Here is a 17,802-nt window from a genome sequence, read left to right as displayed (position 1 = left end):
CTGGGCAATCCTGATGAGGCGACGTCAGGAACCGGCGTGAAGGGGGCGGCCACCCCCGAGCGTCACATTTCGCACCAGTTAGCAGGGAGACCACCGTGTCCCGTATTCGCGCAGCCGCCGTCGTCACCGCCCTCGGGGCGTTCCTCCTGGCCGGCATCGGCACCGCCTCGGCCGACAACGGCGCTGGCGCCGACCACTCCTCCAACGGCAGCGTGGTCAGCAACACCGGCTCCGGCAACATCGTCGGCTCCGTCCACGGCAACGCCAACGCCTCGCAGCAGACCGGCACCGGCTCCGGCGCCGCGAACCAGAACAACACCCTCGGCGTCGCGGGCAACGCGGGCGGCGTAGGCGCACTGCAGGCCAACACGAACCTCGCCAGCGCGGTGTACTACCCGTTCGTCCTGTACTAGGCACGGACCGCAGGGGCGCCGGGAAGGCACCCGGCCCGGCGCCCTTGACTCCCGAGCGCGGCTCCGGCCAGCGCCGCCACCGTCTCCGGATTGGCGGCGCCGCTGCGGGTGGTGTCGATGGTGACGGCGATCATCGCGTGCACCCGGATCCGCACCTCCGCCTCCGACTCGCCGTCCGTGCGGGCGAGTTCGACCCAGGCGCGAAGGAACTCGCGGCGGAAGTCGAGCGCCGCGCGACGGTCCGCGGGCGCCAGTCGGCCGGTCTCGCTGAGCATCGCGCCCAGGTAGTCGCGCTCCCGCCAGGCGAACGCGGCGAAGGCAGCCAGCGCGGCGTCCGGTCCCGCCGGGCCCTCCAGCACCGAGACCACCTCGCGGCGCAGCCGCTCGCGTCCGCGCTCCAGCACCTCGGCTAGCACCGCGGCCTTGGTGCCGAAGTGCTTGTAGACGCTGGGCCCGGCGATGCCGACCGCCGAACCGAGCTGCTCCATCGAGACGTTGTCGTAGCCGCGCCGGTGGAACAGCCGGGTCGCGGCCGCCACCAGCTCGCCCCGCCGGGTCGCCTCGCCCGCCTCCGCCGGGACCGCCTCCACCGGAACCGCCGCGGCCGGGCCGCCCGGCAGCGGGACGGCCAACAGCCGCTCCCCCAGCGCCCGCAGCACCTCCTCGAACCTGCGCCGCGGCAGCCCGAAGGAGTGGTGGCTCAGGCTCCCGTACGCGGAGAGCACCGCCCAGCATCGCAACTCGGCCGCACCGTCGGCAGCTTCGCCGCGCACCGGACCGGCCGCGCCGTCGCCCCGCACCAGTTGGGCCGTCGCGCGCACCGCCGCGCGCAGCTCGCGGCGCAGCGCGGCCCGCCGGGCGGGCGGCAGCAGCCGGCCGTCGCGCTGCCACAGGGTCCCGAACTCCCGCCGTTCGACGGCGGCTTCGGCGAGTGCGGCGCAGAGTCCGGGGCCGTCGCCGGCGGCGGCGACCGCCTCGTGCACCGCGGCCAGGCCCGACTCCAGGGCGCAGCGCAGCAGTTCGGCCTTTCCGCGGTAGTGCCGGTAGAGCGCGGGCGCGGTGATGCCCACCTCGGCCGCGATCGCGGCCATCGACACCTGGTGGTAGCCGTCCCGGTGGAACTGCCCGGCGGCGACCGCGAGGATCCGGGCCCGCCGCCCGGGCGGCCGTCGCACCACTGTTCGCCGCACCGTCCTCACCCTCCCCGTGTGAACCCCGGTCAGGCTAGCAACCGTTCACTTAGCCGTGGCCGTGCCCGTGTCGCCACGGCGTCGACGGCCCTGGACACCGCAAGCTACCGGCGATTAACTTGTTGCGCGATCAGCCGCCGGCCGAAGGGAGCGCCACCGTGCGCCGTACCGTGTTCAACGAGGACCACGAGGCGTTCCGGGAGACCATCCGGGACTTCATCGCCAACGAGGTCGTCCCGGTCTACGAGAGCTGGGAGGAGGCCGGCCACCCGCCGCGGGACTTCTACCGCAAGCTCGGCGAGCTGGGCGTCTACGGCATCGAGGTGCCGGAGGAGTACGGCGGCGCGGGCGAGACCGGCTTCAAGTACCAGGCGGTGATCTACGAGGAGACCGCCCGCGCGGGCGTCACCTTCGGCTCCTCGGGCGTGCACACCGGCCTGGTGCTGCCCTACCTGATGGAGTACGCCACCGAGGAGCAGAAGCAGCGCTGGCTGCCGGGCTTCGTCTCCGGCGACATCATGACCGCGATCGCGATGACCGAGCCGGGCGCGGGCTCCGACCTGGCGGGCATCGCCACCACCGCGAAGCTCTCCGCGGACGGCACCCACTACGTGCTCAACGGCGCCAAGACCTTCATCACCGGCGGCGTCCTCGCCGACCTGGTGCTGGTGGTCTGCCGCACCGCCCCGTACGACCCGGCGGACCGCCGCGCGGGCCTGTCCATCCTGTGCGTGGACACCACGTCCGAGGGCTACACGGTCGGCCGCAAGCTGCAGAAGATCGGCCTGCGCACCTCCGACACCGCCGAGCTGGCGTTCAGCGACGTCAAGGTCCCGGTGGAGAACCTGCTCGGCGAGGAGGGCAAGGCGTTCTCCTACCTGACCCACAACCTGGTCCAGGAGCGCCTGGCGATCGCGGTCGGCGCCTACGCCTCGGCCGCGGCGGCGGTGAAGTTCGCGGTGCAGTACGTGAAGGACCGCAAGGTGTTCGGCAAGGCGGTGGCCGAGTTCCAGAACACCAAGTTCAGCCTGGCCGACTGCCAGGCCCAGGTGCTCGCCCAGCAGGCGATGGTCGACCAGGCGCTGGAGCTGTACCAGAACGGCGAGCTGACGGTCGCGGACGCCGCGGCGGCGAAGCTGTTCTGCACCGAGTCGGCCTCCGAGGTGATCGACAAGTGCCTCCAGCTGCACGGCGGGTACGGCTACATCCTGGAGTACCCGATCGCCCGCCTCTACACCGACAACCGGGTGTTCCGGATCTACGGCGGCACCAGCGAGGTCATGCGGACGATCATCGCCAAGTCGCTGGGCCTGTGACGGATATCCCCATGACGGCGTGACCGCCCTCTGGTAGAACTCGCGTGCCCGTGCGATCCACGGGCACTCGACAGGGGGATCAGTTGTCACGACACATCGAGCACGGGGCGGTCGCGCGCCGCGCGGCCGCCTTCGCCGCCGCCGGCCTGCTGGCGGTCGCCGCCGCTCCGGGCGCCGCCGCGGCGCCGGGACCGGCCGCCGGCCGGGTGGCCTCGGCCGCCCAGGGCGCGCCCACGGCCGGCCTGAACCTGCTGCTCCGGGCCGACCCGAACAAGGTGGTGGAGACCCGCCGGGCCCCGGGAGGGAGCTGGGACCAGGCGCACGAGGTACCGCAGTTCGCCGGCCTCTCGTACTGGACCGAGGTCGTCGACCAAGGCCGGAAGCGGATGTTCGGCGCCCAGTCGTACGGGTACGGCAACAAGCACTTCGTGCAGTCCGTCCAGCAGCCGGACGGCAGTTGGGGCGCGCTCGCGCCGATGACCGGCCTCGACGACCTGCCGGGCAGCACCACGTACTTCCAGACCGGCCGGATCAAGGCCACCCAGGTCGCGGGACAGCTCCAGCTGCTGGCGATCGACCCGTCGGGCCGGCTGATGCACACGGTCGAGCGGTCGGACGGCAGCTGGCAGCCGTGGGGAGTGGCGAGCAGCCCGTCGGGGCTCGGCTCCGGGCAGTTCTTCAGCGTGGCCGCCGCCGACGTCAACGGCGAGCTGCAGGTGGTCGGCACCATGTGGACGGGCGAGGTGCTGCACACCCTCCGCCACGCGGACGGCAGCTGGCAGCCGTGGGGCAACGTGATGGGCGCGACCGGGACGCCGTCGCCGTGGGGCTGGACCACCGACGTGGCGGTCGCCGGGATCAACGGGCAGCTCCAGGTGGTGGTCTGCGACAACAGCGTGGTCGGGGCCTACCACGCGATCCGCCGGGCGGACGGCACCTGGACCCGCTGGGGCAACGTCGTCGACCAGGTCCGCTTCGACCGGGCCGGCTACTACGGCTCCAACCTCGGCGGCGTCGACGGCGCCGCGGTCAACGGCGAGTTCCAGCTGGTCTTCGAGCCGAGCACCAACACCGGCGACCTCTACCACACCATCCGCCGCGCCGACGGCACCTGGCAGCAGGCCGGTCACGTGCAGGACGCCATCGACCTCTCCCGCTGGCGCCCGGTGGCCACCGGCGCGGCCGCCGGGGGCTGACGCACCACGACGGAGGCGGGCACCCGTCCGGTGGGTGCCCGCCTCCGTCGTCCTCCCCCTCAGTTGGCACTGGCGCGCCACGCCTCCCATCCGGCCGACGAGGCGGCCTTGGCCTGGTGCAGGGTGCGCTGCGCCAGCTCGGTGGGAGGGGTGTCGAGTCGCTGGATCCAGCCCCGGCCCGCATTGGCCAGGGCGACGCAGACCAGGACCGTGCCGGTCAGTCCGACGACGGCGCCGAGCCCGGTCAGGGCCGCGCCGGCGGTGAGCATGCCGCGGTTCACCTGGAAACCGCCGATGAACTTCTGATTGGTCGCCATACCCCCACCATCGGGCCGCCGGTGCGGCCTCGCACGCCGAGCGGGCCTCTCCTTAACCCCTGCGCGTGGTCCAGCGCGCGACACGCCGACGCCGACGCCTAGGGTCGCGGCGGGGGCTCCGACGGCGAGCCCCCGCCGAGGGCCCGATGGAGGAGAGCGCGATGACCGAGCAGCAGCCCGTCCACGTCGACCTGGCCGCCCTGGCCGAGGAGCACGCCGCCAAGGCCGCGGCGAGTCCGCACGGCCGCAGCGCCCACCTGGTGCTGCACGACGGCGTGCTGCGGCAGACCGTGATCGCGCTGACCGCGGGCGCCGCGCTGGACGAGCACAACGCGCCCGTCGCGGCCAGCCTGCAGGTGCTGCGCGGCCGGGTGTCACTGACCGTCGCCGGCCGCCGGCAGGAGGTGGCGACGGGCGAGCTGCACGCCATCCCGCAGGAGCGGCACGGCCTGCTCGCCCACACCGACGCGGTGGTGCTGCTCACCGCGGTCACCGCCTGAGCCGGGGGCGTCCGCCCCGCCCGCTGATCCCCCGTCAGGTCGCCGGGACGCCGAGCAGGTCGGCGCTGACCAGGGCCAGCCCGTCCAGGTACTCCCGGCCGGTGGGCGTCTGGTCCGGGTCGATCAGCCAGGCGGTGGCCTGACCGAGCAGCAGGGACTGGTAGAAGACGCCCCTGGCCAGCTCCTCCGGGGTGTCGATGTGCTCCGGCCGGCCCTGGAACATCGCGGCCAGGCCGAGCCGGCCGAGCTTCTGCGCGCCGGCCAGCTGCTCGCGCAGCTCGGGCAGGTGGTCGAGCCGGCCGACGATCTCGAACTGCACCGTCCACAGCCCGCGGTGGGTCTCGAAGCTGTCCCGGACGGCATCCCAGACCCGGACGAAGCGCTCCCGCGGGTCGGCCACCTCGGCCGCCCCGGCCAGCGCCGCGTCGACGGCCTCGCCCCACTCCCCCATCGCCTGGACCAGCGCCTGGATCAGCAGCGCGTCCTTGGAGCCGTAGTGGTAGCCGATCGCGGCCAGGCTGACCCCGGCGCCGCTGGCGATGTCCCGGGCGGTGGTGCGCCCGTAGCCCTTTTCCTGCAGGCAGCGCTTCGCGCTGGCGAGCAGGTCTTCGCGGTTTCCCATGGCGGCGATGCTACGCCAGTCCAAGACGGATGTCTTGCTCGAACGTCTGGGACGAGTGATTTAGACGCTTGTACTAGACAGTTGTGTGAGACCTCCGTACAGTCATCGCCATGACCACGACCCACGGCCGCGCCGGCCGACGTGAATGGCTGGGCCTCGCCCTCCTCCTGCTGCCGACCCTCGTCCTCGCCATGGACATGGGCGTGCTGTTCTTCGCCGTCCCCTTCATCGCCACCGACCTGCACCCCAGCGGCACCCAGCAGCTGTGGATCATGGACATGTACTCGTTCCTGCTGGCCGGGCTGCTGATCCCGATGGGCGCGCTGGGTGACCGGATCGGTCGCCGCCGGCTGCTGATCGGCGGCACCGCGGCCTTCGCGGCCGCCTCACTGGTCGCCGCCTGGGCCGACGGGGCGGCCCAACTGATCGCCGCGCGGGCCCTGTTGGGCATCGCCGGGGCGGTGTTCGGGCCGTCCACACTGGCCCTGATCCGGAACATGTTCCACGACCCCCGGCAGCGGCAGGCCGCGATCGGCGCCTGGAGCGGCGTGATGATGGCCGGCGCCACCCTCGGCCCGGTGGTCGGCGGTCTCCTGCTCGACCACTTCTGGTGGGGCTCGGCCTTCCTGGTCGCGGTCCCGGCGATGCTGCTGGTGATGGTCGGCGCGCCGTTCCTGCTCCCCGAGCACCGGGCACCCCGGCAGGGCCGCTTCGACCTGCTCGGCGCGGCGCTCTCGATCGCCACCGTGCTGCCGGTGGTCTACGGCATCAAGACCCTCGCGGTGGACGGCTGGAGCCTGCGGCCCGCCCTGGTGCTGGCCGCCGGGCTGCTGCTGGGCACCGGCTTCGCGGTCCGGCTGCGCACCGCGGCGAACCCGCTGATCGACCTCGGGCTGTTCCGGATCCGCACCTACTCCGGGGCGATCACCGTCAACACCATCGCGATGTTCGCCATGATGGGCTTCACCCTCTTCACCTCCCAGTACCTGCAGCTGGTCAAGGGCTACAGCCCGCTGGCCGCCTCGCTCTGGGCCCTGCTGCCCAGCGTCGGCGTCGGCGCGGCGGTCGGCGGATTCGGCGCGCTGGCCGGCAAGGTCCGGCCCGCCGTCCTGCTCACCGCCGGGTTCCTGGCCAGTGCGGCCGGGTTCACCGCGATGGCGCTGGTCGACCCGGGCTCCTCGCTGGCGCTGCCGCTGGTCGCCGCGGGGGTGATCGCGGCCGGCTCGGTCGGCACCATCAGCATCACCGGCGAGATGGTGCTCTCCGCCGCCCCCGCCGACCGGGCCGGCGCGGCCGGCGCCACCGCGGAGACCGCGCAGGAGCTCGGCAGCTCGCTGGGGATCGCCCTCCTCGGCGCGGCCGGCGCCGCCGTCTACCGGGCCCGGCTGGACGGCCCGCTGCCCGGCGGCGTCACCGGCGAGGCCGCCACCGCCTCCCGCGACACCCTCGGCGGCGCGGTCACCGTCGCCGCCCACCTGCCCGGCGAGGCCGCCGACCAGCTGCTCACCGCGGCCCGCACCGCCTTCGCGGACGGCATGCACCTGGCCGCCCTGGTCGGCGTCGCCGTGATGCTCGGCGCGGCGCTCGCCGCCCACCTGCTGATGCGTCACCTGCCCGTCCCCGCCGCCCGCACCGCCCCGGCCGACCCGGCGCCCGCCGAGCCCGACCAGGCCCTGCCGGTGGCCTGACCCCGGATCGGCACGGCGCGGCGCGGCCCCGGACGACCCCGTCCGGGGCCGTTCGCGTGCCCGGGTGCGTCCGCCGGTCGCCCCGCCGGACGGCCTCCGCCGCGCCGGTCCGGGGCGCAGCGTCGGGCAGGCCCTAGGGTCGCTGGCATGGCGGGCGACGACGGCGACGAGGAGATCGACTACCGCTTCACGCTGGCCAACGAGCGCACCTTCCTGGCCTGGATCCGGACCGCGCTGGCGCTGCTGGCCGGCGCGATCGCGCTCGACCAGCTGACCCCGGACCTGGCGCCCGAGCCGGTCCGGGCCACCCTGTCGGTGCTGCTGGCGGCCGGCGGCGCGGGCCTCGGCGTGGCGGCGTACCGGCGCTGGCGGCAGGTCGAGCGGGCGATGCGGGCCGGCGGGGCGCTGCCGGCCACCCGGATCATGCTGGTGCTGACGGTCTGCGTGGCGCTGGCCGCGGCCGTCTTCGCGGTGCTGATCGTCGGCTGGGCGAAGTGACCGGCCGGGCCCCGGCGAGCGGCCGCGACCCGGGCCTGCAGCCGGAGCGCACCCTGCTGGCCTGGAGCCGCACCGCGCTGCTGCTCACCGCCGACGCCCTGCTGGTGCTGCGCACCGGACTGCTGCACCGGCAGCCGGGCCTGGTCGCGATCGGGGCGGTGCTGGCCTGCGCGGCCGGCGGCTTCCACCTGCACGGGGTGCGCCGCCGGCGGCTGCTGGAGCAGCCGGGCGGGGAGCGGCGGGTCGCCTCCTCGGCGCCCGTGCGGATGCTCACCGCGGTGGTGGTGCTGGCCGCCGCGGGTTCGGCCTGGAGCGTGCTGCTGGGCCCGCGGGCCTGAGCCGGACGCCGCACCTCGGACGACCGCGAACCGGCCGCCGAATTCCGGTCGTTATCCGCACGTGGTTCAGACCACATGACTCGGATCACCTGTTTTTCGGCGGCTGTTTGCCGACGGGTGTATACGTTCGCCGACAAGGCCAGGCATACTGGCCGGGTCGGGCTCCGTCGCCCGGCCCGGAATTCACGGCGAGAACTTCCACGAAAGGACCGGTGGTCAGGGATGTTCCGTAACGGTCTTGAGCCCTGGCACATCATCATCATGGTGGCAGTGCTCGTCCTGCTGTTCGGCTCCAAGAAGCTGCCCGAGATGGCCCGCGGCCTCGGCAAGTCGATGCGCATCCTGAAGGCCGAGACCAAGGCCCTGCGCGAGGACGACGCCCCCGCGGAGGCGCAGAACGGCACCGCGACCTCGCAGGCCGCCGAGCAGCCCCGCCCGGCCGTCGAGCCGACCGTGGTCACCAAGGCCGCCCCGGAGACCAAGTCGACCACGGCCTGACGGCTCGTCGACCGCACGCCTTCCGGAACCCCCGGACCGTCAGCTGACGGTCCGGGGGTTCCGGCGTTCCCGCGCCCTCTGAGGGACCAACCCGACTGGCTGTCCGCTTCGCCCTGGTATCTCCTGGTAGCCATCTGACGGTGTGGCACCGGGGAGGCACGGATGGCGACGGACGAACCCTCGAGCGAGCCGGAGCTCGCCGAGCTGCGCAAGCGGATCGCCGTCCTGGAGAAGCAGAAGCCGCCCCGGCCCAGGCACCGGGTGCGGTCGTTCTTCGCCGTCGTGCTGATCCTGCTGGCCGCCGTGCTCACCCCGCTCGCTGTGGTCGCCTCGTGGAGCAAGGCGCAGGTCACCGACACCGACCGGTTCGTCGCGACGATGGCGCCGCTGGCCTCCGACCCGGCGGTGCAGGGCGCGCTCGCCAACCGGATCACCGACGCGGTGATGCAGCAGTTGCCGATCACCGACCTGATCAACTCGGCGGCGCCCGCCGACAAGCCGGTCCTCGACGCCGCGCTGGCCAAGCTGGGCCCGGCGCTGACCAGCGGCCTGACCGGCTTCGTCCACGACCAGGTGCAGCGCTTCCTGCAGTCCGACGCCTTCGCCGGGATCTGGGCGAACGTGCTGCGCAGCGCGCACGCCGCCTTCGACAAGGTGCTGACCGGCCAGGGCGGCGGGGCGGTGCAGGTCAAGGGCGACAAGGTCAGCCTCGACCTGGCGCCGGTGATCGCCCAGGTCAAGGACCGGCTGGTGGCCAACGGCCTGGGGCTGGCGTCGAAGATCCCCGAGGTGCACACCGACTACACCCTGGTGCAGTCCAGCGCGGTGAAGAAGGCGCAGACCGGCCTGCGGCTGCTCGACCTGGCCGGGTTCTGGGTGCCGGTGCTGGCGGTGGCCTGCGCGGTCGGCGGCATCCTGCTGGCGGTGCGGCGGCGCCGCGCGACCGTCACCGCGGCGCTCCTGATGGCGGCGGGCGCCGGGGTGCTCGGCATCGGGCTGAGCGTCTTCCGGACCGTCTACCTGGACAAGTTGCCCGCCGACGTGGACCAGGCCGCCGCGATGGCGGTCTACGACACGCTGGTGCGCTACCTGCGGACCGCGATCCGGATGGTGCTCGCGCTCGGCGTGGTGATCGCGCTGGCCGCCTGGCTGACCGGTGCCGGACGCCGGGCCGGCTGGGTGCGCAGCCTCTGGCAGGAGGGCCTGGGCGCCGTCCGGCAGGCCGCCGAGCGGATCGGCATGAACCTCGGCCCGGTCGGCCGCTTCGTGCACCGCTGGAAGACCTGGCTGGGGTGGGGCGCCGTCGCGGTGGCCGCGATCGTCCTGCTCACCTGGAGCTACCCGACCGGGCTGGTGGTGCTCTGGCTGGCGCTGGCACTGCTGCTGGTGCTCGCCGTGCTGGAGTTCCTGGACACTCCCGGCGAACCGGCGTGACGACCGCGCGGCCGATGCGCGCCTACCTCACCCTGCTGGGCGGACCGGTGGCGCTGCTGGTGGCGTACTTCACCGTGCCGCTCGGTGCCTTCGGGCCGCACCACCCGGTGCTCAGCTGGACGGTGTTCGCCGCCCTGCTGACCCTGTTGGGGCTCGGGGTGCTGCGCGAGGTGCGCCAGCAGATCCTCGGGCTGCCGGGCCGGCCCGCGCCGGTGATCCTGCTGCTGGTGTGCGCGGCCCTGGTGGTGTTCTCCGCCGCCTACCTGGCGCTGGCCCGGCAGCCCGGCCAGATCGACGGGCTGTACACCAAGATCGACGCGCTGTACTTCACGGTGATCACCATGTCGACCGTCGGGTACGGCGACATCCACCCGACCGGGCAGGTCTCCCGGGTCATGGTGATGCTCCAACTGCTGTACACCGTGGTCTTCCTGACCACCGGAGTGACCGCGCTGACCCGGCAGGTGAAGACCCGCGCGGTGCAACGCGCCGGCGAGCGGCACTCCCGGCGCGGGAAGCACGACTAGGGCTGCCGGGCGGCTAGTTCTGCTGGGCCTGGGCGTGCACGACAGCGGTCAGGGCGGTGACCCGGTTCAGCCAGCCGGTGAGGACGCCGCCCTCGACGGCGTGGCGCTTCTGCAGGTCGCGGATCAGGCGCTGGGCGTCCTTCAGGGCGCTCTCGGCCTCGTCCGGCTGCTTGTCGCCGACCGCCTGGGCGGCCTGGTCGAGCAGCTTGGTCAGGTCGTCCTGGCGGTCGCGGTCCCGGGCGAAGTTCGCCTGCGCGACGTCGGCGCGCAGCTGGGCCAGCTGGCCGGCCACGCTGAGCTTGGGGGTGGCGGAGGGGCGCGACGAGGGGCTCAGGCTGGGCGAGGGGGCGGCGGTCGAGGGCTCGGGGGCGCTGCTGGAGGCGACCGGCGGGGCGGCGGTGTGCTGGGTCTTCGGGGTGCCGCCGTTGCCGCTGAACGAGAAGGCCGCGACGGCGGCCACGCAGACGATCACCGCGGCGCCGATGCCGCCGTACACCAGCGGGTTGCGGCTGCGGCGGGGCTCCTCGTCGTGGTAGCCGTCGGAGTCCATCGCGGCCATCGAGGGCAGCGGCGGGAGCACCGAGGTGCGGTGCTGCTCGGTGTAGGGCTGCGGCGGGGCGGCGACCGGCGGGAGGACCTGGGTGGCGCTGCCGAGCAGGGCGGCGGCCCGGTCCGCGGGGACGGACGGGACGGCGGCGAGCAGTTCGGCGGCGGCGCTCGCGGCGTCGGCGGGGCGGTCGGCCGGGTTCTTGGCGAGCAGCCGCATGATCGCCGCGTCCAGCGCCGGGGACACGTCCGGGCGCTGCAGCGAGACCGGGGCCGGGTACTCGGTGACGTGCTTGAAGGCGATGGCGACCGGGGTGTCGGCGGTGAACGGCGGGGCGCCGGTGAGCATCTCGACCAGCACGCAGCCGACCGCGTACAGGTCGGAGCGACCGTCCAGCTCGGCGGCGGTGGCCTGTTCCGGGGAGAGGTAGGCGGCGGTGCCGAGCACGGTGGCGGTCTGGGTGAGCTGCTGGCCGCTGGAGGAGCCGGCCCGGGCGATGCCGAAGTCCACCACCTTCACCCCGCCGTCGTGGGTGATCATGATGTTGCCGGGCTTGATGTCGCGGTGCACCAGGCCCTGGGCGTGGGCGGCGGAGAGCGCGTCCAGGACGGCGGCGGCGATGCCGACCGCGCGCTCCACCGGGAGGGCGCCCTGCTCGGCGATCAGGTGGCCGAGGGCGCGGCCGTGCACCAGTTCCATCACCAGGTAGGGCGCGCCCTGGTCGACGCCGGAGTCGAAGACCGTGACGATCCGCGGGTGGACCAGCAGTGCGGCGTGCTGGGCCTCGCGGGCGAAGCGCTCGGCGAACCGGGGGTCGTCGGCGAGACCGCCGTTGAGCACCTTCACCGCGACCGGGCGGCCGAGCTGCCGGTCGATGCCGCGGTAGACGGTGGCCATCCCGCCGACGCCGAGTATCTCGCCGAGCTCGTAGCGCCCGTTCATCGCGCGTCCGATCATCGGATACTCCCCTCACGTCGGTCGGGCACCCGTGAACCATAGCGTTCGCGGCCCCCGGCGGACCCGGTCCCCGGTCATCACCGGTGCCACGGGCACCATCGGCCACTGCGGCCCGGTGCACCGCGCGGGCCTCACCGGCCTCACGGGCCGATGCAGCCCCACAGCAGCAGGGCGACGGCGAGCAGCGCGGCGCACACCGCCGGCAGCGGGCGCAGGCGGTGCGGGTGGGAGCGGGCGGCGTCGCGCCGGGCCCGGCGTTCGACGCCGGGCGAGGTCCGCGGGAAGGTCATGGCGGCTCACCGGGGGAGGTCGGGGGGACGGGCTGGAGGGTCGGAGCTCGGCACCGGAGCCGGTTCCGGACGGGCGGCACACCCGGGGGAGTGGCGCCGCCCGTCCGGAGCTGTCCCGGACGGCCGGGGGCCCGGGGGAGCCCACCGACCGTCCGGAGCCGTCCCGGACGGCGGGGGCCCGGGGGAGCCCTCCGACCGTCCGGAGTCGGTCCCCGGGCGGGCGGCGGGCACAGGGGAGGCCGCCGACCGCCCGGTGGCGGTCCCGGTCGGGTGGTGGGCCCGGGGGGTGCCCACCATCCGACCGGAGTCTGGTCAGTCCTGGCCTCCTCCGGCGGAGGACTTGGACTGCTGGGGGTCGCCGCGGCGGCCGTCCGAGCGACTCGGGCTCGGGGTCGGCGCGCTCGGCGACGGGGTCGTGGTGGCGGACGGACGGCCGTGGCCGGTGTCGCCCTGCTGGTCGCCGCCCGCCGCCAGAGCGGCGCAGTAGCCGGTCACCTTCTCGAATCCGTCGGCCGCCTTGAGCAGTTCGGCCAGCTCCGGGAGGGTGGCGGCGTCCTTCGCCTTGGCGCCGGCGGACACCCGGTCGGCGAAGGTGCGGCACTGCTTCGCCAGGTCGGGCAGCGCACTCGGGTCGGTCGACCCGGTGCCGGCCCGGCCGCCGTCGCCCCCGCCGGGTCGGGCGGTGGCGCTCGCCGACTTGCCCGCACGCGGGCTGCCGGTCTGCCCGGACGGGTTGCCCGGCGCGGACGAGGAGTGCGTGGCGGAGGCGACCGCGGGCGGCGGGTTGTCCGGGCTGCCGCCGAGCACCTCGGGCAGCCGTCCGGTGCTCGCGGCGACGGCGACCCCGCCGACGGCGGTCACGCCCAGCGCGATGGCAAGGGCCTTCGCGCTGAGTGCCCGCGCGAGCGCGGTGTCCGCCATCGTTCGTCTCCGGTGCTGTGGGGCAGGGGTGCGAGCGGCCTGCCGGAACGCGGCCATGGCCTCCTCCTCGCCGGGCAGCGGGCCGTCGCCCTCCGCACCGTGCGCCGCGGCGGCGGCGAGGAGTGCGGAGAGCTCGGGCCGTCCGGGGGCGGAGTGCCGCCCGGCGGAGGGGGCCAGACCGGCCTCCGGGTCGACCGTGGCGCCGCCGAACAACTGCTCGGCGGCGGCGCGATCGATCCGGCGGGATCGGTTGGTGCTCATCTCATGTCCTTCAGCGTCGGCACCTGCGCCGGTGTCACACCCTGCGCGGAGATTTTTTTCGCGGCCTCCCGGCGGGGCACCCCGCCGGCCGCTCCCCCGGTCTGTTCCAGCACCTTGGCCAGCCGCCGCAGCCCGCGGTGGGCGGCCATCCGGACGGTGCCGGCCCGCTTGCCGAGCACCTTCGCGGCGCTCTCGGCGTCCAGTCCGAGCACCACCCGCAGCAGCACCGCCTCGGCCTGGTCCGGCGGCAGGCCGGCGATCAGCGCCAGCGCGTCGGAGGTGGCGACGGTGGCCATCGCCTGGCCCGCGGTGTCCTCGACGGCGGCCAGCTCGGCCAGGTACTCCTCGGGCACGTCGGCGACCGGGCGGCGGCGCTGGCGGCGCAGGTGGTCCATCGCACGGTTGCGGGCGATGGTGGCGGCCCAGCCGCGGAAGCCGTCCGCGTCACCCCGGAAGCCCGGCAGGTCACGGGCGATCTGCAGCCAGGCCTCGGAGGCGATGTCCTCGGCGTCCTCGGCACGGCCGCCGACCAGCACCCGCAGGTAGCGCAGCAGGCCGGGTTGGACCGCGCGGAACAGGATCCGGAACGCCTCCTCGTCGCCGCGCTGGGCGGCCGCCACCGCCTCGGTCAGATCGACCCGCCGGCCGGGAGGACGGTCCGGTGGGCTCGGACGGCCGGCCGGACAACCGTCGTCCGCCCCGTGGTGTTCAGCACTGTGCACCCGCCACATGATGCGCCATCGGAGTGAAGCGGCCCAACCCGCCGAGGCGGGGCGCCGGGCGGACCTTCGTCCCGTCGGAGGCCGTCACTTCGTCCCCTCCGATGCCGTCGCTTCGTCCCGCCGGCCGCTGCCGTTCGCCCGCGGCCCGGGCCACTCGCTTCGCCATACCGTGCGAAAGAGGGACATTCCCCCCCTCTTCACCACCGGCCTTTCGGCCGACCCTTCTGCCGACCGCGAGGAGCCCGCGCCGCCATGACCACCGCCCAGGAGCTGTACGCGACGGGAATCCGCGAGCACTTCGCGCCCGCCCTGCGCGCCCTCGGGTTCCAGGGCTGGCGGTACTCCTTCTCGCTGCCGGACACCGCCCGCTGGGCGGTGCTCGGCGTGCACGCGGTGGTCGAGGACGGGCGGGTCCGGTACACCGTCAACCTGAGCGTCACCGACAAGTCGGCGTGGGACCGGCGCAGCATCCGCCCCGACGCCAACACCCCGACCGGGCTGGAGCGCTGGAGCGCCCCGATCGGCGAGCTGCTGCCGGTCGGCGGCGCCGTGTGGTGGGAGGTGGCGCCCGGCCCGCGCTGGCTGGTCGCGGTGGAGGACTCGGTCGCCGCGGTGCGCCGCTACGCGCTGCCGGAGCTGCGCCGCCGACTGGACGTCGAGGGCCGCGAGCGCTACCTCGGCCAGGCCGAACTCGACGGCGTCAACGGCGCGTTGGCCCAGGCCGCGGTCGCCCGCATCCAGCGGGCCGAACTCGCCTCCGGCGCGCTGGAGTTGTTCGGCGCCTGGAGCCGCCACGACGCGGCCGCCGGCGCGGTGCTGGCCGGCGCCGCCCGCGGGTTCCTCTCCGCGGGCGACGAACGCTTCGACCTGGTCCGGGTGTTCGACACCCTCGGCCGCGCGCTCTGGGAGTTCCCGCGCGGGAACCACTCCGCGCCCAGCTGAGTCTCAGTCAGTACCGGGGCGCGGTGCCCCTGGAGTGAGCCGGGGGGCTGAAGTGACGGGACTGCTGGATGACCGGCGGCTGGAATGGGACGGCTGCCTGAACGTCCGCGACCTGGGCGGCCTGCCCACCGTCGACGGACGGCGCACCCGGCCGGGAGCGATCGTCCGCGCCGACAACCTGGACCGGCTCACCGCCGAGGGCTGGGCCGCACTGCTCGCCTACGGCGTGCGCACCGTCGTCGACCTGCGCGACCCCGAGGAGTACCGGCCGCTGCTCCCGCTCCCGGACGGCGTCGACCTGGTCCGGGTGCCGCTGGACGCCCTCGCCGGACCCGACTGGTGGGCCCGGTTCGGCGCCCTCGACGGCACCCCGCTCTCCTTCCGCCCCTACCTCGACCACTGCCCGCACGCCGTCTCCGCCCTGGTCTCCGCCGTCGCCGCCGCCCGGCCCGGCGCCGTGGCGGTGCACTGCGGGGCCGGACGCGACCGCACCGGCCTCGCCGCGCTGGTCCTGCTCGCCCTGGCCGGCGTCACCCCCGCGGCGATCGCCGACGACTACCTGCGCAGCGCCGCCAACCTCCGCCCGCTGTGGGCGATCCTCGGCCACCCCGACGAGGAGGCCGGCATCGCCCGCATCCTCGCCTCCGCCGGGACCTCCGCGGAGGCCGTCCTGGCGCAGGTGCTGGCCGAGTTCGACGGGCCGGACTGGCTGCCGGCCGCGGACGTCGCGGCGGTGCGGACGCGACTGCTGGGCTGACGGCCGGCGAGCTCCGCAGCGTGGCCCGTCAATCGTTGGCAGGGCGCTCAATCGTTGGCAGGGCGCTCAAGCTCTGGCGGAGCGCTCAAACTTTGGCAGACCGCTTAATCGTTGGCAGGGCGCACGTGGCCCGACGGATACTGCCGACATGGTGGACTTCGCGCTGTTCGACACCCGCAACTATCCGATGGTGGACGTCCGGACCGGCTACGCCCAATGGGTCGACAGCTACGAGCGGACCGTGCAGGACGCGATGGACGTCGAGGTGCTGGCCGGCCTCACCGTCCCCGCGTGGGGCGAGGCCGCCACGGCCGTCGACCTCGGCTGCGGGACGGGGCGCACCGGCGCGTGGCTGCGCGGGCAGGGCGTCGGCGCGGTGGACGGCGTCGACCTCACCCCCGAGATGCTCGACCGGGCCCGGCAGCGCGGCGCCCACCGCCGCCTGGTCGAGGCCGACCTCGGCGCGACCGGACTGCCGTCCGCGAGCTACGACCTGGCCGCCTGCTCCCTGGTCGACGAGCACCTCGCCGACCTCGCCCCGCTCTACCGCGAGGCCTTCCGCCTGCTGCGCCCCGGCGGCCTGCTCACCCTGGTCGGCCTGCACCCCGCGTTCATCATGGCCGCCGGCATGCCCACCCACTTCGACGGCCCCACCGGCCCCGTCGCCATCACCACCCACGTCCACCTGGTCAGCGACCACCTCACCACCGGCCTCGCCGCCGGTTTCCACCTCGCCGAGATACACGAACGCGTCGTCGACGACGCCTGGCTCACCCTCAAGCCCAAGTGGACCCCCCACCGCGGCCACCCCGTCTCCGCCGCCTACGTCTGGCGCCGCCCACAGACCTGACCGCCCACACGGGCGCCGGCGAACACGGAGCCGGCGGCGGGCTGACGGGAAGTCAGCGAAGCACGCGAGCGAACGACGGCCCACCACAGCGCAGCCACCGACGAGCAACCGGCTCCCCGCCGGTAGGCCACCGCCTGCGGCGGGCCGACGGGGAGTCACCGACGGTGCGCAGGCGAGGAGCCCCACGGGGTAGCCACCGAAGGACCTGCAAGGTACCCGCGCGGGCGGACGAGACCGACTGACGGTTCGCGACGGCACATGCCGACCGGCTCCCCGCCAGCCACCGTGCGGGCGCGCGATGGGTCGAGTCCGCCGACCTCCGAAAAACCCGCCGGCTCCCCGCCGTAGGCGGCTGGGTGGGGGGTCAGAAGCCGGAGTTCGGGGCGGTGATGATGCGGGGGTGGCCGTCTTCGCGGGCGGCCAGGGCGGCTTGGAGGCGGAGGGAGCGGGCGGGGCCGAGGAGGGTGAGGGCTTCGGGGACGGTGGCCCACTGGTAGGTGTCGAGCTCGCCGGCGGGGAGGGTGATGGGGGTGTCGGCGGGGAAGGTGCCGAGGTCGAAGAGGAAGTGGCAGGCGGGGTGGTCGAGTTCGCCGCTGGGGTGGGTCCAGGCGACGGCCAGCAGGTCGCCGGCCTCGCGGGTCAGGCCGGTCTCCTCGTGGAGTTCGCGGGCCGCGCACTGCCGGGGGTTCTCGCCGAGGTCGACGGTGCCGCCGACGAACTGCCAGGCGTCGCGGTAGGAGGCCTTGACGATCAGGACGCGGCCGTCGGGGTCGGAGATCAGGCAGCCCGCGGCGGCGTACACGCGGTGGAGGGAGGCGAGCCACTCCTCCTTGGAGGCGAACTCGGGGGCGTCGGCCATGGCACTCCCTAAGAATGTGAGGCGGTCCGGGAGGACCGGGTATGGCTGATGGCGCGTTGCCCTCGAGGGCTCGGAAGGAATGGCCGCCCGGTCCTCCGGGACGCTCCGACCACTGATTGAGAACTGCGGTCATCGCTGGTTAGGGACCTGTCGGCGGAG

21 protein-coding genes are annotated in these 17,802 nt (G+C 74.5%); 13 read left to right on the top strand and 8 right to left on the bottom strand.

Going from position 1 to position 17,802, the window contains the following annotated elements; all coding sequences use genetic code 11:
• Nucleotides 1-95 precede the first annotated feature (95 nt).
• Nucleotides 96-413 carry a hypothetical protein gene (locus tag ACWD4U_RS27145; protein WP_363452141.1) on the top strand — a complete coding sequence of 106 codons (318 nt, stop codon included), beginning with the start codon at nucleotides 96-98 and terminating at the stop codon, nucleotides 411-413.
• Here ACWD4U_RS27145 and ACWD4U_RS27140 read toward each other — a convergent pair.
• On the bottom strand, nucleotides 410-1,603 hold the full coding sequence (locus ACWD4U_RS27140) for a TetR/AcrR family transcriptional regulator (RefSeq protein WP_363452138.1): 1,194 nt from the start codon (nucleotides 1,601-1,603) through the stop codon (nucleotides 410-412). The genes ACWD4U_RS27145 and ACWD4U_RS27140 overlap by 4 nt on opposite strands.
• Nucleotides 1,604-1,761: 158 nt before the next feature.
• Here ACWD4U_RS27140 and ACWD4U_RS27135 point away from each other — a divergent pair, with 158 nt between their 5' ends.
• Both ACWD4U_RS27135 and ACWD4U_RS27130 read left to right on the top strand, forming a co-directional pair.
• Nucleotides 1,762-2,919: an acyl-CoA dehydrogenase family protein gene (locus ACWD4U_RS27135; protein WP_363452136.1), complete on the top strand. Its 1,158-nt coding sequence runs from the start codon at nucleotides 1,762-1,764 to the stop codon at nucleotides 2,917-2,919.
• 83 nt (nucleotides 2,920-3,002) lie between these two features.
• Nucleotides 3,003-4,115, top strand: a complete 1,113-nt coding sequence (locus tag ACWD4U_RS27130; protein WP_363452134.1) for a hypothetical protein — start codon at nucleotides 3,003-3,005, stop codon at nucleotides 4,113-4,115.
• Nucleotides 4,116-4,174: 59 nt separating this feature from the next.
• Here the strand turns inward: ACWD4U_RS27130 and ACWD4U_RS27125 are convergent, their stop codons facing one another.
• On the bottom strand, nucleotides 4,175-4,432 hold the full coding sequence (locus ACWD4U_RS27125) for a hypothetical protein (RefSeq protein WP_363452132.1): 258 nt from the start codon (nucleotides 4,430-4,432) through the stop codon (nucleotides 4,175-4,177).
• Nucleotides 4,433-4,593: 161 nt separating this feature from the next.
• Here ACWD4U_RS27125 and ACWD4U_RS27120 point away from each other — a divergent pair, with 161 nt between their 5' ends.
• Nucleotides 4,594-4,932 carry a cupin domain-containing protein gene (locus tag ACWD4U_RS27120; RefSeq protein ID WP_363452130.1) on the top strand — a complete coding sequence of 113 codons (339 nt, stop codon included), beginning with the start codon at nucleotides 4,594-4,596 and terminating at the stop codon, nucleotides 4,930-4,932.
• 34 nt (nucleotides 4,933-4,966) lie between these two features.
• Here ACWD4U_RS27120 and ACWD4U_RS27115 read toward each other — a convergent pair whose 3' ends face one another.
• Entirely contained in the window at nucleotides 4,967-5,554 is a 588-nt protein-coding gene (locus ACWD4U_RS27115; RefSeq protein WP_363452128.1) for a TetR/AcrR family transcriptional regulator, read from the bottom strand.
• A gap of 110 nt (nucleotides 5,555-5,664) precedes the next feature.
• On the opposite strand from ACWD4U_RS27115, the gene ACWD4U_RS27110 reads away from it, so the two are divergent.
• From ACWD4U_RS27110 to ACWD4U_RS27085, 6 genes are all read left to right on the top strand, one after another.
• On the top strand, nucleotides 5,665-7,242 hold the full coding sequence (locus tag ACWD4U_RS27110) for an MFS transporter (RefSeq protein ID WP_363452126.1): 1,578 nt from the start codon (nucleotides 5,665-5,667) through the stop codon (nucleotides 7,240-7,242).
• A 147-nt stretch (nucleotides 7,243-7,389) separates the two neighbouring features.
• On the top strand, nucleotides 7,390-7,740 hold the full coding sequence (locus ACWD4U_RS27105) for a YidH family protein (RefSeq protein ID WP_363452124.1): 351 nt from the start codon (nucleotides 7,390-7,392) through the stop codon (nucleotides 7,738-7,740).
• A complete protein-coding gene (locus tag ACWD4U_RS27100) occupies nucleotides 7,737-8,078 on the top strand; it encodes a DUF202 domain-containing protein (RefSeq protein WP_363452122.1) in 342 nt (113 codons plus the stop codon). The genes ACWD4U_RS27105 and ACWD4U_RS27100 overlap by 4 nt, the downstream gene beginning before the upstream one ends.
• Nucleotides 8,079-8,300: 222 nt before the next feature.
• Complete coding sequence (tatA, locus tag ACWD4U_RS27095; RefSeq protein ID WP_363452120.1) at nucleotides 8,301-8,576, top strand: Sec-independent protein translocase subunit TatA; 276 nt, start codon at nucleotides 8,301-8,303, stop codon at nucleotides 8,574-8,576.
• Between the two features lie 162 nt (nucleotides 8,577-8,738).
• Complete coding sequence (locus ACWD4U_RS27090) at nucleotides 8,739-10,010, top strand: hypothetical protein (RefSeq protein ID WP_363452118.1); 1,272 nt, start codon at nucleotides 8,739-8,741, stop codon at nucleotides 10,008-10,010.
• Nucleotides 10,007-10,537, top strand: coding sequence for a potassium channel family protein (locus ACWD4U_RS27085; RefSeq protein WP_363452116.1), 531 nt, complete (start codon nucleotides 10,007-10,009; stop codon nucleotides 10,535-10,537). Before ACWD4U_RS27090 ends, ACWD4U_RS27085 begins: the two co-directional genes overlap by 4 nt.
• A 13-nt stretch (nucleotides 10,538-10,550) precedes the next feature.
• Here the strand turns inward: ACWD4U_RS27085 and ACWD4U_RS27080 are convergent, their stop codons facing one another.
• From ACWD4U_RS27080 to ACWD4U_RS27065, 4 genes are all read right to left on the bottom strand, one after another.
• Nucleotides 10,551-12,041, bottom strand: a complete 1,491-nt coding sequence (locus ACWD4U_RS27080; RefSeq protein WP_363452114.1) for a protein kinase domain-containing protein — start codon at nucleotides 12,039-12,041, stop codon at nucleotides 10,551-10,553.
• A 140-nt stretch (nucleotides 12,042-12,181) separates the two neighbouring features.
• Nucleotides 12,182-12,331 (bottom strand): hypothetical protein, encoded by a 150-nt coding sequence (locus ACWD4U_RS27075; RefSeq protein WP_363452112.1) that lies wholly within the window; start codon nucleotides 12,329-12,331, stop codon nucleotides 12,182-12,184.
• A 312-nt stretch (nucleotides 12,332-12,643) separates the two neighbouring features.
• Nucleotides 12,644-13,513, bottom strand: a complete 870-nt coding sequence (locus ACWD4U_RS27070; protein WP_363452110.1) for a hypothetical protein — start codon at nucleotides 13,511-13,513, stop codon at nucleotides 12,644-12,646.
• Complete coding sequence (locus ACWD4U_RS27065) at nucleotides 13,510-14,244, bottom strand: RNA polymerase sigma factor (protein ID WP_363452108.1); 735 nt, start codon at nucleotides 14,242-14,244, stop codon at nucleotides 13,510-13,512. Before ACWD4U_RS27065 ends, ACWD4U_RS27070 begins: the two co-directional genes overlap by 4 nt.
• 243 nt (nucleotides 14,245-14,487) lie before the next feature.
• Here ACWD4U_RS27065 and ACWD4U_RS27060 point away from each other — a divergent pair, with 243 nt between their 5' ends.
• From ACWD4U_RS27060 to ACWD4U_RS27050, 3 genes are all read left to right on the top strand, one after another.
• Nucleotides 14,488-15,177, top strand: a complete 690-nt coding sequence (locus tag ACWD4U_RS27060; RefSeq protein WP_363452106.1) for a hypothetical protein — start codon at nucleotides 14,488-14,490, stop codon at nucleotides 15,175-15,177.
• Nucleotides 15,178-15,229: 52 nt separating this feature from the next.
• Nucleotides 15,230-15,934 carry a tyrosine-protein phosphatase gene (locus tag ACWD4U_RS27055; RefSeq protein WP_363452104.1) on the top strand — a complete coding sequence of 235 codons (705 nt, stop codon included), beginning with the start codon at nucleotides 15,230-15,232 and terminating at the stop codon, nucleotides 15,932-15,934.
• Between the two features lie 148 nt (nucleotides 15,935-16,082).
• A complete protein-coding gene (locus ACWD4U_RS27050; protein WP_363452102.1) occupies nucleotides 16,083-16,784 on the top strand; it encodes a class I SAM-dependent DNA methyltransferase in 702 nt (233 codons plus the stop codon).
• Nucleotides 16,785-17,148: 364 nt separating this feature from the next.
• On the opposite strand, the gene ACWD4U_RS27045 is transcribed toward ACWD4U_RS27050, so the two are convergent.
• Nucleotides 17,149-17,643 carry an NUDIX hydrolase gene (locus ACWD4U_RS27045; protein WP_363452100.1) on the bottom strand — a complete coding sequence of 165 codons (495 nt, stop codon included), beginning with the start codon at nucleotides 17,641-17,643 and terminating at the stop codon, nucleotides 17,149-17,151.
• Between the last annotated feature and the right edge of the window lie 159 nt (nucleotides 17,644-17,802).

This window comes from Kitasatospora sp. NPDC002522 (assembly GCF_053595195.1).
This window is presented reverse-complemented; position numbering and strand designations above follow the sequence as displayed.

What these genes read in the sequence shown, in the direction of transcription:
- ACWD4U_RS27060 (WP_363452106.1), top strand. Translation starts at nt 14,488, where the DNA reads ATGACCACCGCCCAGGAGCTGTACGCGACGGGAATCCGCGAGCACTTC.
- ACWD4U_RS27120 (WP_363452130.1), top strand. Translation starts at nt 4,594, where the DNA reads ATGACCGAGCAGCAGCCCGTCCACGTCGACCTGGCCGCCCTGGCCGAG.
- ACWD4U_RS27110 (WP_363452126.1), top strand. Translation starts at nt 5,665, where the DNA reads ATGACCACGACCCACGGCCGCGCCGGCCGACGTGAATGGCTGGGCCTC.
- ACWD4U_RS27075 (WP_363452112.1), bottom strand. Translation starts at nt 12,331, where the DNA reads ATGACCTTCCCGCGGACCTCGCCCGGCGTCGAACGCCGGGCCCGGCGC.
- ACWD4U_RS27105 (WP_363452124.1), top strand. Translation starts at nt 7,390, where the DNA reads ATGGCGGGCGACGACGGCGACGAGGAGATCGACTACCGCTTCACGCTG.
- tatA (WP_363452120.1), top strand. Translation starts at nt 8,301, where the DNA reads ATGTTCCGTAACGGTCTTGAGCCCTGGCACATCATCATCATGGTGGCA.
- ACWD4U_RS27065 (WP_363452108.1), bottom strand. Translation starts at nt 14,244, where the DNA reads ATGTGGCGGGTGCACAGTGCTGAACACCACGGGGCGGACGACGGTTGT.
- ACWD4U_RS27070 (WP_363452110.1), bottom strand. Translation starts at nt 13,513, where the DNA reads ATGAGCACCAACCGATCCCGCCGGATCGATCGCGCCGCCGCCGAGCAG.
- ACWD4U_RS27050 (WP_363452102.1), top strand. Translation starts at nt 16,083, where the DNA reads ATGGTGGACTTCGCGCTGTTCGACACCCGCAACTATCCGATGGTGGAC.
- ACWD4U_RS27080 (WP_363452114.1), bottom strand. Translation starts at nt 12,041, where the DNA reads ATGATCGGACGCGCGATGAACGGGCGCTACGAGCTCGGCGAGATACTC.
- ACWD4U_RS27125 (WP_363452132.1), bottom strand. Translation starts at nt 4,432, where the DNA reads ATGGCGACCAATCAGAAGTTCATCGGCGGTTTCCAGGTGAACCGCGGC.
- ACWD4U_RS27090 (WP_363452118.1), top strand. Translation starts at nt 8,739, where the DNA reads ATGGCGACGGACGAACCCTCGAGCGAGCCGGAGCTCGCCGAGCTGCGC.
- ACWD4U_RS27115 (WP_363452128.1), bottom strand. Translation starts at nt 5,554, where the DNA reads ATGGGAAACCGCGAAGACCTGCTCGCCAGCGCGAAGCGCTGCCTGCAG.
- ACWD4U_RS27045 (WP_363452100.1), bottom strand. Translation starts at nt 17,643, where the DNA reads ATGGCCGACGCCCCCGAGTTCGCCTCCAAGGAGGAGTGGCTCGCCTCC.